General features: G+C 67.9%; 10 protein-coding genes. 5 read left to right on the top strand and 5 right to left on the bottom strand.

Annotation, left to right across the window (positions count from 1 at the left end; translation table 11 throughout):
- Positions 1-6 precede the first annotated feature (6 nt).
- Positions 7-1,425, bottom strand: coding sequence for a UDP-N-acetylglucosamine diphosphorylase/glucosamine-1-phosphate N-acetyltransferase (gene glmU / locus F4Y45_02130; protein MXY23304.1), 1,419 nt, complete (start codon positions 1,423-1,425; stop codon positions 7-9).
- Positions 1,422-2,363: a 16S rRNA (cytidine(1402)-2'-O)-methyltransferase gene (gene rsmI, locus F4Y45_02125; protein MXY23303.1), complete on the bottom strand. Its 942-nt coding sequence runs from the start codon at positions 2,361-2,363 to the stop codon at positions 1,422-1,424. Before rsmI ends, glmU begins: the two co-directional genes overlap by 4 nt.
- Here rsmI and F4Y45_02120 point away from each other — a divergent pair.
- Both F4Y45_02120 and F4Y45_02115 read left to right on the top strand, forming a co-directional pair.
- Positions 2,230-4,125: a DUF885 domain-containing protein gene (locus F4Y45_02120; protein ID MXY23302.1), complete on the top strand. Its 1,896-nt coding sequence runs from the start codon at positions 2,230-2,232 to the stop codon at positions 4,123-4,125. The genes rsmI and F4Y45_02120 overlap by 134 nt on opposite strands.
- Positions 4,126-4,139: 14 nt before the next feature.
- Positions 4,140-4,490: a zinc ribbon domain-containing protein gene (locus F4Y45_02115; GenBank protein MXY23301.1), complete on the top strand. Its 351-nt coding sequence runs from the start codon at positions 4,140-4,142 to the stop codon at positions 4,488-4,490.
- Between the two features lies 1 nt (position 4,491).
- On the opposite strand, the gene F4Y45_02110 is transcribed toward F4Y45_02115, so the two are convergent.
- Complete coding sequence (locus tag F4Y45_02110) at positions 4,492-5,379, bottom strand: UTP--glucose-1-phosphate uridylyltransferase (protein MXY23300.1); 888 nt, start codon at positions 5,377-5,379, stop codon at positions 4,492-4,494.
- A gap of 108 nt (positions 5,380-5,487) precedes the next feature.
- On the opposite strand from F4Y45_02110, the gene serS reads away from it, so the two are divergent.
- Positions 5,488-6,774, top strand: a complete 1,287-nt coding sequence (serS, locus tag F4Y45_02105; GenBank protein MXY23299.1) for a serine--tRNA ligase — start codon at positions 5,488-5,490, stop codon at positions 6,772-6,774.
- Positions 6,775-6,780: 6 nt separating this feature from the next.
- Here serS and F4Y45_02100 read toward each other — a convergent pair whose 3' ends face one another.
- A complete protein-coding gene (locus F4Y45_02100) occupies positions 6,781-10,233 on the bottom strand; it encodes a TonB-dependent receptor (GenBank protein ID MXY23298.1) in 3,453 nt (1,150 codons plus the stop codon).
- Here F4Y45_02100 and F4Y45_02095 point away from each other — a divergent pair.
- Positions 10,010-11,476, top strand: coding sequence for a beta-lactamase family protein (locus tag F4Y45_02095; GenBank protein MXY23297.1), 1,467 nt, complete (start codon positions 10,010-10,012; stop codon positions 11,474-11,476). The genes F4Y45_02100 and F4Y45_02095 overlap by 224 nt on opposite strands.
- Positions 11,477-11,518: 42 nt before the next feature.
- Here the strand turns inward: F4Y45_02095 and F4Y45_02090 are convergent, their stop codons facing one another.
- Positions 11,519-13,096, bottom strand: a complete 1,578-nt coding sequence (locus F4Y45_02090; protein MXY23296.1) for an aspartate aminotransferase family protein — start codon at positions 13,094-13,096, stop codon at positions 11,519-11,521.
- A 154-nt stretch (positions 13,097-13,250) separates the two neighbouring features.
- Between F4Y45_02090 and F4Y45_02085 the strand changes: the two genes are divergently transcribed.
- On the top strand, positions 13,251-14,303 hold the full coding sequence (locus F4Y45_02085; GenBank protein ID MXY23295.1) for a DUF2272 domain-containing protein: 1,053 nt from the start codon (positions 13,251-13,253) through the stop codon (positions 14,301-14,303).

Raw genomic sequence — 14,303 nt, 5'->3', positions numbered from 1 at the left:
GTCGCGCTACTCCTTGTCGGTTGCGCCGGCGCCCGCTTTCCTTCGTATCTTATCCGAGCCGCCCGGCTTGATGACCTGCCGGCTTCGCGCGAGGGCGAGGGCGCGGGGCGGGACGTCCTCCGTGACGACGGAACCGGCGCCGACGTAGGCGCCCTTGCCGACGGTGACCGGGGCGACCAATTCGGTCCCGCTGCCGATGAAGACGTCGTCCTCGATGGTCGTCCGGTGCTTTTGCCGGCCGTCGTAGTTGCAGGTGATCGTTCCCGCGCCGATGTTCGCGTTGTCACCCACCGAGGCGTCTCCGACGTAGCTGAGGTGCCCCGCCTTCGCGCCGGCGCCGAGCGAGGCTTCCTTGAGTTCGACGAAGTTGCCGACCCGCGCCCGGACGCCGATCGCGGTGCCGTGGCGGAGATGCGCGAATGGCCCGATCGTCGCCTCGTCCGCCACGGTGGCGCGCACAATGAGCGAGTGATCAAGTACCGTGACGCCTTCGCCGAGCGTGGAGTCGGCAATCCGGACGCCGGCGTGCAGGTCGCACCGCGTACCGATGCGCGTCCGCCCTTCCAGAATCACGTTCGGGTGAATCACGGTGTCGGCGCCCACTTGGACATCGACATCGATGTACGTGGATGCCGGATCGATGATGGTGACGCCTGCCGCCATCAGTTCTTCGTTCTTGCGCTGTCGCATCACGATGCCTGCTTCCGCCAGTTGCGACTGGCTGTTAATGCCACTGATCTCCACCGGGTCGGCGGCAACCGTGCCCACGTCCAGTCCCTGCGCCCGGTATGCCTGCAGTATGGCCGGCAGGTACCGTTCGCGTTTCGGGCCGGCCTCCTCGATCTCGCGAAGCGCGGTGAAGAGAGGCCCGATGTCGAACGCGTAGACGCCCCCGTTTACTTCGCGGATGGCCCTCTGCGCGTCGGTGGCGTCCGCTTCCTCCACCACGCAATCGAACCTCGCGCCGTCGCGGATGATGCGGCCGTAGCCGTAGGGCCGGTCGACCTCGGCGGTCACCATCGTCGCCGCCGACCCCGTGCGTTCATGAGCTTCGACGAGCGCTGCGACCGTCCGGGAACGAATTAGCGGCGCGTCGCCCGAGAGGACGACGGCGGCGCCCCGTGCCCCTCGCAGGACGGGCTCCGCCTGGAGCAGCGCGTGCGCGGTGCCGAGCTGCGGTTCCTGGCGGACGAATCGAATTCCGTTGCGGCAGCCGTTGAGCGCGGCCTGAACCGCCTCCGCGCCGTGCCCCACGACCAGTACCGTCGAGGTCGCGCACAATTGGTCGGCCGCGCGCAGCACATGCTCGATCAGCGAACAGCCCGCCAGTCGATGCAGCACCTTGGGTCGCGCCGACTTCATCCGCGTCCCACGCCCAGCGGCGAGGACGACGACATGCCGGTCGGCCGGATCGATCGACGTCATCGCTCCTCGCCGGGATGATACCCGCGCCCCGTCTCAAGTGCCCCGTAGACCGCGCGCCCGGAAACGCCGTAGCGCGTCGCCAGTGTGCGGATCGCGGCGCGCCGACCCAGCCCGTCTATTTCGGTCAAATGGCCGAATTCAGCGACAAGCACGGCTTCGGCCGGCAACTCCGCGGAGGCCTGCCGGGGCGGCGGCGGCGCGACGATCAGCGTGTACTCGCCGCGCGGCGTCCCAAGCGTGGACGCCAACGCCTCGGAAATAGGGCATACAACATAATTCTCGTGCAGTTTTGTCATCTCGCGGCAAATGGCGATGGTGCGGTCGCCAAGACACGACTGCAAATCGGTCAGCGACGCCCGGATCCTGTGCGGCGCCTCAAAGAACACAACTGGTCGAGCCTCGTCTTCCAGCCGGGCGAACCACTTTTTTCTGGCATTAGACCTAGAGGGCGGAAACCCGGCGAATGTGAAGCTGTCCGTCGCCAGACCGCTCGCCACCAGGGCAGTCAGGATTGCACTGGGTCCGGGGATCGCCTCCACCCGGATCGCCGAGTCGAGGGCGGCGCGGACGAGCCGACGGCCCGGGTCCGAGACCAGGGGCGTGCCAGCGTCACTGACGAGGGCGATGCGGTCGCCTCTCGCGAGATGGTCGAGCAGCACGCCGGTCTTTCTCGCTTCGTTGTGCTCGTGAAAGCTGACGCAGCGGGTGCTGATGCCGTAGTGAGCGAGCAGCCTGGCGGTCCGGCGCGTATCCTCGGCGGCGATCAGATCCGCCTCGGCGAGTGTCCGCACCGCTCGGTAGGTGATGTCTTCAAGGTTGCCGATCGGCGTCGCGACGAGGTGTAGCGTCCCGGGCGGCGGCGCAGAGGGCACGGAACTGCAGGGCGAAAAGGGCGCGTCGCAACGCCGTGGCAACCGCCGGTTACGACAGCGGAGCATTCGTATTGTACCATCAGTGGAGTCGCGGCCGCCTGCCCGTCACCCCCGGTACGCGCTGCGGACGGCATACCGTTCTTTTGTTGACCGATTGCACGTGATGACCCGCCCGAGCACGCCCGAACCGTCGGAACCGCTCGCGCACTTCGTCGAGGATTATCTCGGCTGGCTGCACGGCAACTATCCGACCGAGGCCGCGGTCGACGGCATCCATGCGCATGACGATCTGCTCGAAGATCTGAGCCGGGAGGGGATCGATGCGCGTATCCGGGATCTGGGCGGTTGGGCTCGTCGCCTGGAGGGGATAAGCGAGGAAGCGCTGACGCAGACCGAAGGGCTCGAACGCCGGATGCTCGCCGATCGAATCCGCGCCCGGCTGTTCGAGCTCGAAGAGGTTCGCGACTGGGAGCGCAATCCGCTGGTCTACGCGGACACGCTGGCGACCAGCCTCGCCGCGCAGGTGCTCTTCGCTTACACCGAACTACCGAACCGCGCCCGGCGGGTCGGATCGAAACTGCGTCAGGTGCCGCGGCTCGTGTCGGCGCTGGAACGGAACGTCCAGGAGGCGCCGGGACTGTTCGTCAAGACCGGGATGGAATCGCTCCGGGGTCTGGTCCGCTTCATCGATCACGACCTGCCCCGCGCTTTCCGCGATCTGGACGACCTGCACCTCCTGGGCGACCTTGCCGACGCATCGACCGAGGCGACCGGAGCGCTCGAGGCCTGTCTCGAACGGTTGCGCGCCAGGGCCCCGCAGAGCCGCGCGTCGTTCCGGCTGGGCAGGGATCGGTTCGAGCGGAAGCTCCGGCTCGAAGAGGGAATAGACGTGCCCGCCGATCGACTGCTGCAGGTTGCCCGGCGCGAGCTGGCGGCCACGCAGGAGGAGTTCGCGCGCGTCGCCTCGGAGATCGACAAGGACCCGCGCGAGGCGTGGCGGCAGACGAAGGCGCGGCATCCGTCGGCGGACGAACTGATTCCCGTGGCGGCCGAACAGGTGGAAAAACTCCGGACCTTCCTCGAGCGCAAGCGGATCGTGACCATCCCGCCGCATGCCGGCGTCGTCGTTCGACCGACGCCCGACTTCTACCGCTGGACTTTCGCCAGTCTCTGGACGCCCGGCCCGTTCGAGTCCACCCCCTTGCCGGCGTACTACTACCTGACGAATGTCGACGCTGCCTGGGACGACGCTCGGCAGCAGGCCCACCTGCGCGACATGAACCACGCCGCGCTCTGGTCGATCTCGACGCACGAGGTGTTCCCGGGGCATTTCCTGCACTTCGAGCATCTGCGCCAGGTCGCCGCCCCGCTCCGGAAGTCGAATTACTTCGCCGCGACGTCATTCGTCGAAGGATGGGCTCACTATGCCGAGCAGATGGTGCTCGAGGAGGGCTTCGAGCGTGGCGACCCCGAGATCCGCCTCGGCCAGTTAGCCGAAGCGCTGGTCCGCCTCGCGCGTACGGTCGTCGGGATCCGGTTGCACACGGAAGACCTGTCGGTTGAACAGGGCGTGCGTTTCTTCCGTGATGCCGCGTACCTCGAAGCCGAGAGCGCGCGGGCCGAGGCCGAGCGGGGGACTTACGATCCTTCCTACGTTCTCTATGCGCTCGGCAAGCAGATGCTCCGGAAGCTGCGGGCGGACGTTGCCCACCGCGAGGGCGAAGACTTCACGGTGCAGCGTTTTCACGACGGCCTGCTGGCCCAGGGCAGCATGCCGTTCTGGATGCACCGCGCCCTGATGGCCGCCGACGGCGCGTTGATCGACTAGGGGAGATTCAATCGATGCCGCTCTACGAGTACGAGTGCGAGCATTGTGCTCACCGCTTCGAACGGATTCAGAAGTTCTCGGACCCGCCGCTGGAGAATTGCCCGAAGTGCGACGGCCCGGTTCGCAAGCTGCTGTCGTCGCCGGCGATTCAGTTCAAGGGGTCCGGTTGGTACATCACCGACTACGCCCGCAAGCCCTCGGGGGATCAGGCGGCGGAGACGAAGAAGGAGGAAGCCGCATCGACCACCAGGGAATCCGCGGCCGGATCCTCGGATTCGAAGGCCTCCGACTCCAAGGCCCCCGACAAGGGCAAGACCGAGAGCGGGACGACCGACGCCAAGCCGACGGCCGCGACGGCGACGTAGCTCATTCGGCGTTCCGGATCTCGTCGGCCAGCCACGCCCGCAGTTCGGGCGCCAGATCGGGTCGCCGCAGGGCGACGTGGATGGCCGCCTTCAGGTAGCCCAGCGGGTTTCCCGCGTCATGACGCTTGCCCCAGAGTTCGCACGCGTAGATCGGTCGCTTGCGTGCCAGCCGCCGCAAGCCGTCCGTCAACTGAATCTCTCCGCCGGCGCCCGGCGCCGTCGCCTCCAACTCGTCGAACAGGTCGGGCGTCAGGAGGTACCGCCCGACGATCCCCAGGTTCGACGGCGCGTGTTCCGGCGCCGGCTTCTCCACCAGATCGTTTACGCGCCAGACACTGTCGCGCACCGCGGTCGCCGCGATGATCCCGTACTGCCGCACCGACGCATGCGGGACGCGCTCCACCAGCAGGACCGGTCCGCCGGTTTCCCGGAAAACGTGCAGCATCTGCGCGAGCGCCGGCGGGTCCGCGTCGATGAGGTCGTCGGGCAGCAACACGGCGAACGGCACATCCCCGATGGCGTCGCGCCCGCACAGGACCGCGTGCCCTAGGCCGCGCGGCGCATCCTGCGGCAGCGCCGACACGTCCGCCATCGACGAGAGTTCGCGGGCCATCGCGAGCAGGTCGGCCTTCCCGCGCCTCGCGAGTTCCGCCTCCAGATCGGGAGCCGGAGCAAAGTGCAACGCCGACAACGTGTTGCCCGGATTGGTCACCAGGACGACCTGCCGAATGCCGGACGCGACCGCCTCCTCCACGCCGTACTGAATGATCGGTCGGTCGACCAAAGGCAGCATTTCCTTCGGGACCGCCCGGGTCGCCGGCAACATGCGGGTTCCGAGACCAGCGACCGGCACGAGCAGCGTGGAAACATCGGCGGGGGGCGTCGGCATGGCGCCCGGATCCTAGCAGCCCGTGTCGAAACCCCGCTACCTTCGACCGGCGATGCATCCCGGGCTGCTAGCAGAGAGTCTGGCGGGCGCACGGTAGAATGGCCGCCGATGATCGACCCGGCACTGCTCCGTGACCGTCCCGACGATGTCCGTGGCCGACTCCGGACGCGCGGCGATCACTTCGAGGAGGAACTCGATCGGCTCGTCCAACTCGACGCCGAGCGGCGCGCGATCCTCCCGGTCCTTGAGGCCGCGCGGCATGCGCGCAAGCGGATCGGCGAACAGATCGGCACCGCAAAGCGGGCGGGAGAATCGGCCGACCACCTGGTCGCCGGGGGCCAGGAGCAACGCGCGCTGATAGAGGAGCAGGAAGCGAAGCTGAAGGGGGTGGAACAGGCGCTGCGCGGCGCGTCACTGGCACTCCCCAACCTGCCACACGAGACCGTCCCCGAAGGCGCAACGGAACAGGAAAATCACGAGATCCGGCGCCATGGCGAGCCGACGAGCTTCGATTTCGAGCCGCAGCCGCACTGGGATCTCGGCCCCGCCCTCGGCATCCTCGACTTCGAACGCGCCACCCGCATCGCCGGCGCGCGCTTCGCGGTGCTCTCCGGCGCCGGCGCACGCCTGGCCCGCGCGCTGATCAACTTCATGCTCGACCTTCACACGGCCGAGCATGGCTACACCGAAGTCGAACCGCCGTTCCTCGCAAGCGCGGACGCCTTGACGGGGACCGGGAATCTCCCGAAGTTTGAATCCGACCTGTTCCGGATCGCCGGGGACTGGGATCTCTACCTGATCCCCACCGCCGAAGTGCCCCTCTGCAACCTGCACCGGGGCGAGATCCTCGACGGCCGTGACCTGCCGGTGCGCTACGTCGCGTACACGCCTTGCTTCCGCAGCGAGGCGGGAGCCTACGGCAAGGACGTCCGCGGACTGATCCGCCAGCACCAGTTCGACAAGGTGGAGCTTGTCGCCTACGCCGCACCGGCGCAGTCGTGGGACGTGCACGAAGCGTTGACGCGCCACGCCGAGGAAGTGCTCAAGCGCCTCGGCCTTCCCTACCGGACCGTCCTCCTCTGCACCGGCGACATGGGCTTCGCCGCATCAAAGACCTACGACCTGGAAGTGTGGCTCCCGAGCCAGCAGACCTACCGCGAGATCTCGAGCTGCAGCAACACCGAAGCGTTCCAGGCGCGCCGGGCCGGCATCCGCTTCCGGCGCGACGGCAAGGGCAAGCCGGAGCACGTCCACACCCTCAATGGGTCGGGCGTCGCCGTGGGCCGCGCCCTGGTGGCGATCCTCGAGAACTTCCAGCAGCGGGACGGTTCCGTGGCGGTGCCCGAGGTTCTCCGGCCCTACATGGGCGGGATCTCCGTCATTCGCTCCAGCTAGCGCTGGTCAGCCCCCAAACCGCCAAGTGATCGCCATCTTGAAGCGCCGCCCCTTGGGGTCGTGCGTGAAGCCGTCGTAGGCCTGCTCCACGTTGGCCCACGGCGGCCGCTGGCCGGTGAGGTTGAGCGCGTATAGCGTCAGGTCCATGCCGCTGGCGGGGAAGCGCCAGACGAAGCTCGCGTCCCAGGTGAGGAACGAGTCGATCACGGCCGCCGCCGTGGTGGTGGCGGGGTCTTCGTAGGACGAGATGTAGCTCACGTAGTTCGCGAAGGTGTACGGCCCTGCCGAGTAGGTGGCGGACCAGCGGCTCTTCCAGCGGGGCAGCGGCACCGCGATCGGGTGGCCGAAGTTCAGATACCCTGCCGCTTCCTGCGCGGCGTCCAAGGTCAGGTTGGTGCCTTCCACCAGCAGCGCGCGTGTGTCGTAGGCGAGGGTGTAGGTGGAATCCCAACTGGCCACGAACTGGCCCGGCCCTGCGTCCTGCCGCAGCGCGAGGTGGGTGTCGACGCCCGAGGTGGTAAGCCCCGGCCAGTTGACGAGGTCGAGCTGGATCCGCTCCAGGTTTTGGGCAATGCAGCGGTCGGCCGGCGCGAGATCGGACGCCCGCCCGTCGGGACAGATGATGAACGGCGAAACCGCGTCGCGCGCGGCCGCGTCGCCGCCGTCGTAGAGGCTCGTGACGCCGAGGTAAGGCATCGAGCCGATGACGTTCTCGAAGTCGTAGTGCCAGTAGTCGACGGTCGCCTCAAGGCCGCCTTCGAGGAACAGGACCGCCCCGGCGTTGTAGGTGAATGCCCGCTCCGGCTCGAGATCCGGCCGCCCGAAACGGTCGACTGCCTGGTACGCGCCGGTCACCGGAATCCACTCCAGGGTTGTGAGGGGGCTCGTGTTCAGGTCGTCGAGGGACGGCGTCCGGAAAGTGGTCTGCACCGACCCGCGCAGCGACAGCGAGTAATGCAGGTTCTCCGCCACCTGAAGCCGCATGCCGACCTTCGGATCGAAACTGCTCACGGTGCGGCCGGCGATGTTGTAGAACTCGTAGTTCGCGGCGAGTTGCGTGTCGACACGGGGGCCGATGCCGAGGGCCAGTTCCCCGAAGAGGCGCTGCACCCGCTGGTCCGCGGCATAGGGCCGGTGGATGTTGGTGAAGAGATAGGGTCCGAACCGGTCGCCTACCGCACACCCGAGGTCGCCCGCGACCGGGCAGGGATTCAGCGTAACGTCGCCCGGGTCGTTCGGGTTCCCGTCGGCAGTCATCCCCCGGTACTGGTACCCGACCGCGAAGTCGGCGACGTTCTCGACCAGGTTGCCGCTCAGGGTGGCGTCGGCGACGAAGAGGTCGGTCGTGCTGACCAGGTCCACTTCCTCGTTAAGCCACAGCCGCAACGCCTCGGGGTTGGCGAGCCCGGCGACATAGTCGGGGTTTGCGTTGTTCTCGAAGGGCGAGCCCGGTTGATCGGAGTACTGAATGGCGTTGCTGAACGGGTTGAAGTACATGCAGGGTCCCTGGCCGGCCACCGCGCCGCCAAGCGGCCCGAGGACCATACCTGCGGGAGAGCTCCGGTCCGCCATCACGCCGACGCCGCAGTCGGGGCCACCGTATCCGCGGAAGGCCCGGAAGACCCGATCCGTATAGACGGCCGGGAGGTTGAGGTTGCCGCGGGCGCGGGAATAGGTGACGCCGACGTCCCAGTGGGCGCTGCGCCCGCCCATCGTGACGTCGCCGTCGAGCGAGGCGGCGACCCGCTGGGTCCGAGACTCGCGGCGCAGCCGTCGGCCCGGACCCGAGTTGCCGAACGGGCGGCCGTTGAAGTACCACGGTGCGTCGTCCGCGCAGGCGCTCATTGGATCGGCCTTCGCGTCACCGACGTAGCTGGAACAGAACGCCTGACGGCCAGGGTGGCTGGCTGCCACCTCCATGATGGTCGTGCTGATCAGGGGGAACGGCGGATAGGACGGCGTCGTGTACCACTGCGGGATCACCGCATCGGCCCACAGCGCTTCGACGTGATAGTTGGTCCGGCTGTTCACCGGACCGTTGAGCTCGGCGAAGATGCGCGTCTGATCCTGCTCGTCGATCAGGTTGTCGTAGGGCGCGTAGCGGAACCGGCACGTCCAGCCTTCGTCAATGCCGCCGAAGTCCGTGCAGCGCGGATCGAAGACGTCCGCCGTCCACGCCGCTGGCGCGCCTACCGCGTACGTGCCGGGGTTGCCGATGCTCGACCATCCCCCCCGGGTTCCCGGCGGGTACGCGCTCAGGCGGTCCAGCGCCCACGGGCGATCTGCCATCTGCAGTTCCTGCCTCCCGACCCGTTCCGCGGAAAGGACCGCGCTCGACGAGCCGATCCGGCCGCCCCAGATGCCGGCGATGGTCGTGTCCCCCGCTCCGCTGAACCAGTCGTGCGCGACGTTGAATTCGAAGCCCCGGAAGTCGTTCCGGGTGACGAAGTTGGCGACGCCGCCGACCGCGTCCGAGCCATAGGTGGCCGACGCGCCCTCCTTGAGGACTTCCAGCCTCCCGACGGCGATGGCCGGGATCGTGTTCACGTCGACGAAGCGCCCGCCGATGAGCCGCGCGGGGACCGGCACGTGGCGCCGGCCGTTGATCAGCACGAGGGTGCGCGAGGCGCCGAGGCCGCGCAGGTTGACGTTCGCCACGTTCTCGGTGAGCGTTGCCGGCTGGTTCGAGTTGTACCAACTGTTCCGCTCGCCGACGACACCGTGGCTGACATTGAGGGTCCGGAAGAGATCGACCAGTTGCGTCGCTCCCTGCTGCTCCAGAACGTCGCGGCTGACGACGGTGACCGCACTGGGCATGTTGATGGCCGGCGCCTCGATGGCGGTGCCGGTCACGGCGACGGTCACCTCCTCGAACAGCCCGCCGAGCGCCAGGCTGACATCGAGCATTGCCGAGCCCCCCGCGGTCAGTTCGACCGCCCGTTCCGCGCGCTCGAAACCGGGGAGGACAAACGTCACCGCGTAGCTTCCGGGAGGAAGCGCCGCGAGCGCATAGCGACCGTCGGCGTCGGTCACGGTCAAGCGCGCGGCTGCCGCCGTCTCGGCGGAGGCCTCAACGGTCACGCCCGGCAAGACTCCGCCCGTGTCGTCGGTGACGGTTCCCGTGATCTCGCCGTCCTGTGCGGCGACGGTCACTGGCAACGCGAGCAGGCATACCGCCAGGTGTACTGCCAAAGGGAGAGCCTTCATCGTCTTCCTCGCTTGGGGTGGGGTGCGGATGCCGACAGCGGTACGGCTAGTCATGCTGTGTTGGCATGGTACTATACCTGCCGGGAACAGCCGTTGGCCTCGGATCCGCGGCCGAACGAGGTCGCGCAGCACGGCGGATTGCAAGCAGGGGAGCTCCGGTCTTCCCGGAGCGAAACGGGGTGACGCGATGCGGACAACAGTCGCGCGTTGGTGGTTCGTGTGGTCGTTCGTTGCGGTTGCGACGGCCGGCATGGTGTCGGGCTGCGGTTTTCAGGCCGCGCCGATCGCGGTCGAGGAAGATGCGGTCCGCGATCTTGCAGCGGTTAGCCCGGGCGAGGTAGGCGTTTCCGGCGAGCGGCTCGACCGGCTTGCGGCGGGGATGCAGGGGATGGTCGATGACGGGCGTCTCGCCGGCGTGGTGACGCTGATGGCGCGCGGCGGCAAGCTCGTCCACGCGCACGTCGCCGGAGTTCAGGATCTGGAGAACGGCGCCCCCATGGAACGCGACTCGATTTTTCGGATCTACTCCATGACCAAGCCGATCACCGGCGTCGCCCTGATGATGCTGTACGAAGAAGGCAAGTGGCGGCTCAACGATCCCGTCTCACGCTACATTCCGGGGTTCGCCGATCTGCAGGTGCACGACGGCGACAACGCCGACGGTTCGCCCCGGCTGGTGGATGCCGAGCGCCCGATGACGATGGCCGAGTTGATGTCGCATTCCGGCGGCCTCGCCTATGGTCTCGGGACCGCGAACCACGTTGACCGGCTGTACCGGGAGGAGCGGGTGCTGAACGCGGACGCGCCGCTCCAGACCATGATCGACAAGCTGTCCGACCTTCCGCTCCTCGCGCAACCGGGCACGCGCTGGTACTACAGCATCGGCGTCGATGTGCAGGGTTATCTGGTCGAGCAACTCGCCGGCCAGCCGTTCGCGGAGTTCCTCCAGGAACGGATCTTCGACCCGCTCGACATGGTCGACACCGCGTTCTATGTGCCCGAGGAGAAGCTCTCACGCGTGGCGGTCATCTACGGTGATGGTGACGATGGAGGTCTCGCGCCTGTCGACATGGGCCCGACGCGGACGTCCATGCCGGCCGGACCGTCGGGTGGCGGCGGGCTCTGGGGAACCGCCGGTGACTACCTGCGCTTTACCCAGATGCTGCTCAACGGGGGCGAGCTGGACGGAGTTCGCCTGCTCGCCCCGCGCACGGTCGAACTGATGCGCACGAATTTCCTCTCGCCCGAGGCGCTGCCGACCATGCGTCCGGGGCAGGGCTTCGGCCTCGACTTCGCGACCGTTCACGATCCCGCCGCGGCGGGCGAGCCGTACGGCGCGGGTTCGTACTACTGGGGCGGTGCGGCGGGCACATGGTTCTGGATCGATCCGAAGACCGACCTGACGTTCGTCGGGATGATCCAGCACCGCGGCGCGGCGGTCGGCCGGGTCCAGGGAATCTCGCGGAATCTGGCCTACCAGGCGATCATCCACTAGAAGGGCTCAGCGAATGCGCGCCCCGGGGCGTGGCCCGCGGGCTCAGGCCTGCTCGCGGATGGCCTCGCGCGCGTCGAGAATGTCCCGGACGAGCCGCTCCACGTCCTTCTCGTCGATGAACGGGGAGAGGATGAAGCTCTTCAGGCCCACCGTCGGCTCACCGTAGTCGGTCAGCCGATAGTTGTCGGTCATCGAGATATGAACCCCCTCGCCCCGCATCGCGCGGTCGTAGAGGTAGCGGTAGAGCCGCCGGTTGTAATCGTTGTGGCGCAGCAGCTCTTCCCGCGCGGCAGGGTCGGTGCGCTCCCGATCCTTGATCGTCCAGGTGTCCACGCCGTCGGGATAGACCCGGAACACCGTCACCGTCCCGACGCCGTCGTCGTTGAGCACAGTGGTTGAGTCGTGTCCCTCCAGATGCTCGCGCAGCGCCTCGGCCATCTCGACGAGGTGGCCGAGGAGAACCCGCAGGCCAGTCCGTCCGAACAGTCGCAGGTTGGCATAGGCGGCGAGCACGCCGGATCCGCCGCGCGAGGTCTCCAGGGTGTAGACGCCGGGATGCCGCTCGCCGCTCTGGAACAGGTACGGCATCTGCTCCCGGCCGCGCACCAGAAGCTGCATGTCGGCCCGGTTGCGGACGAGGAGCAGGCTCGAGACGTACGGCGCGAAGCCCGTCTTGTGAAAATCGATGCCGACTGAGTCGGCCCGGTGCAGCCTCGAGAAGCGCCGGCGGGCGGACGCGAGAGCCCGCACCGTGCGGGGACGGAACCCGAGCGGGTTGTCCTCGAAGTCGTAGTCGTTGAACACCGACCACGCCCAGCCGATCACGGCATCGGCATGGATGTGCGGCGTGTAGTCGAGGTCGTAGTCCTCGACCAGCCGGTCGCGCAGATCGGCGATGGCGTCGAGGTCGTCGATCCCGAACGCATCGGTGGTGCCCATCGTCGCCACCAGGGCGACAATGCGCCGTCCCTGGTCGAGCAGGTCCCGGCAGGCCTTCTCCAGAAGATCGATGCGGATGTCGTTCGTCAGATGCGTCGGCACCTGAACGACGTTCGCTTCGCCCAGGCCCAGCCAGCCCGCCACGTTCAGGCGGCAGTAGTGGCTCTGGCCCGACGCCAGAAGCGCGCCTCCGGCCGGCACGCCGGTGTCCATCGCGTCAGGAAACGCCTTCTCGATGCCGAGTTTCGCGCCATAGAGCACGGTCCCGGTCCCGCCGAAAGTGAACACGCCGGCCGCCTGCTCAGGGTCGTAACCGATCAACCGCGACGCCATGGCCGCGACCGCAGCCTCGGTCAGCATGAGGCCGAACGACGTGTCGTCGGAGACGAGATTCGGGTTGTAGATGGCGGGCAGCAGCGAGCCGATGACGCTCGGGATCGAAGGGGGCGGGACTACGTTGATCTGCGTGCGGGGATGGCCCCAGATCGGCATCCCTTCCAGTTGGCGCACCAGCAGGCGCGCCACCTCTTCCACGCTGCGCCCCTCGTCGGCCAGTTCGGCCTGCTCGGCGGGCTCGTAGTCCAGCGCCCGCGGGCGGCCGAGCAGTGGAACCTCGGACTTGAGGTCGTCCACCGCATCGAGCGCGCGCAGGATGGAAAAGACGAAATACGCGTCGTGCATACGATCCGAGACCGGGGCGGGAAAGGTGTCTCGGATCCGGGCCAGATGCTCGCGGTAGCGGGGCTCCTTCACGAAGGGCGTCCTGATCCCATTCTATTCCCAGCTACCGTCGTCCGGAGACTTGGCATAATGGTGCGCCGTAGTCGAGGGACGGATGGAACGCTCGAAAATGCGCGTGGGCGTAGCGGTGGTGCTGGCCGTAGCGGTCGCGGCCGGCGAGGGGAGCGTATCCGTGGGCTTTGCGCAGGGGACGTCGTTCGAGCGCCTGCCTACTGCCCGACTCGACGTCACGCCGCCATCCGGGCGTGTGAGCGGCGCCCCGGGCAGCATGGTGATCCGCCGGACAACGTGCGGCGACCTGCCCATCGACGAAGTCCGCCGCCGCATCGTGGATATCGCCGTGCAGGAATGGGCGTTCTTCGGATTCACCGTCGTGGACCAGACGAGGATCGACGCCTCTGGGCGGTCGACACGACGCTCCTGGCGCCGCTGGCGGCCGAGTCCCGCCGAATCCACCCGGGTTGCCGATTCGATTGCTGGCTACTGGGCCGTGACGCCGCAGGGTAGCTGGATACTCAACGCGCAGAACGGCATCTGGAACGGACCGGCCGGCGTTGCGGCGAGGTGGCGGTATCCGTGGTCGGCGGCCTTCGTGTCCTGGGTGATGTGCGAAGCCGGTCTCGGCGACGCGAGTCGATTCAAGCGCGCGGTGGCGCACCACACGTACATCGACCAGGCCATCCGGGCGCGTGCCTCCGACGAGACGCCAGCTGGTTTTGCGGCATACGACATTGGCGCGATGGCGATTGCGCCCGGCGATCTGTTGTGCAGCGCTCGGCGGCCGGCCTATCGATCGATTGCCGAAAGGCGCCGCCAGATGGGAGCCGGCGCCCGTACGCACTGCGACATCGTGGTGAAGCTCGACCCCGCCCGCGATCGTATCCTCGCCATCGGAGGCAATGTGCGGGGGAGGGTGAGTCTGAAGCTCTTGCCGGCGGCCCGTGAGCCCGGCAAGCACCTGCGTCCTGTCGGCGGCTCGCGTCCCCTGTTCGCCCACCTGAAATCGCGTGCGGCGCCGATCGGGGCGGATGCGTTCGAGCGCACGCCGACGATGCGGGCGCTGGTTTGCGCGGCCGAACTGCCGGTCCGGGCCAGGCTCACGGCCGAGCACCTGTTACCTGATGGCGCCCGGGCCTCCCGGTGCTGA

The sequence above is a fragment of the Acidobacteriota bacterium genome (assembly GCA_009838525.1).
GTDB lineage: Bacteria > Acidobacteriota > Vicinamibacteria > Vicinamibacterales > UBA8438 > VXRJ01.
The sequence above is the reverse complement of the archived record's forward strand: the minus strand, read 5'-3'. Positions and strand labels throughout refer to the sequence as shown.

Coding starts and splice junctions, on each gene's coding strand:
- glmU (MXY23304.1), bottom strand. CDS start 1,425: ATGACGTCGATCGATCCGGCCGACCGGCATGTCGTCGTCCTCGCCGCT.
- F4Y45_02120 (MXY23302.1), top strand. CDS start 2,230: ATGTCTTCAAGGTTGCCGATCGGCGTCGCGACGAGGTGTAGCGTCCCG.
- rsmI (MXY23303.1), bottom strand. CDS start 2,363: ATGCTCCGCTGTCGTAACCGGCGGTTGCCACGGCGTTGCGACGCGCCC.
- F4Y45_02115 (MXY23301.1), top strand. CDS start 4,140: ATGCCGCTCTACGAGTACGAGTGCGAGCATTGTGCTCACCGCTTCGAA.
- F4Y45_02110 (MXY23300.1), bottom strand. CDS start 5,379: ATGCCGACGCCCCCCGCCGATGTTTCCACGCTGCTCGTGCCGGTCGCT.
- serS (MXY23299.1), top strand. CDS start 5,488: ATGATCGACCCGGCACTGCTCCGTGACCGTCCCGACGATGTCCGTGGC.
- F4Y45_02095 (MXY23297.1), top strand. CDS start 10,010: ATGCCGACAGCGGTACGGCTAGTCATGCTGTGTTGGCATGGTACTATA.
- F4Y45_02100 (MXY23298.1), bottom strand. CDS start 10,233: ATGCCGGCCGTCGCAACCGCAACGAACGACCACACGAACCACCAACGC.
- F4Y45_02090 (MXY23296.1), bottom strand. CDS start 13,096: ATGCACGACGCGTATTTCGTCTTTTCCATCCTGCGCGCGCTCGATGCG.
- F4Y45_02085 (MXY23295.1), top strand. CDS start 13,251: ATGGAACGCTCGAAAATGCGCGTGGGCGTAGCGGTGGTGCTGGCCGTA.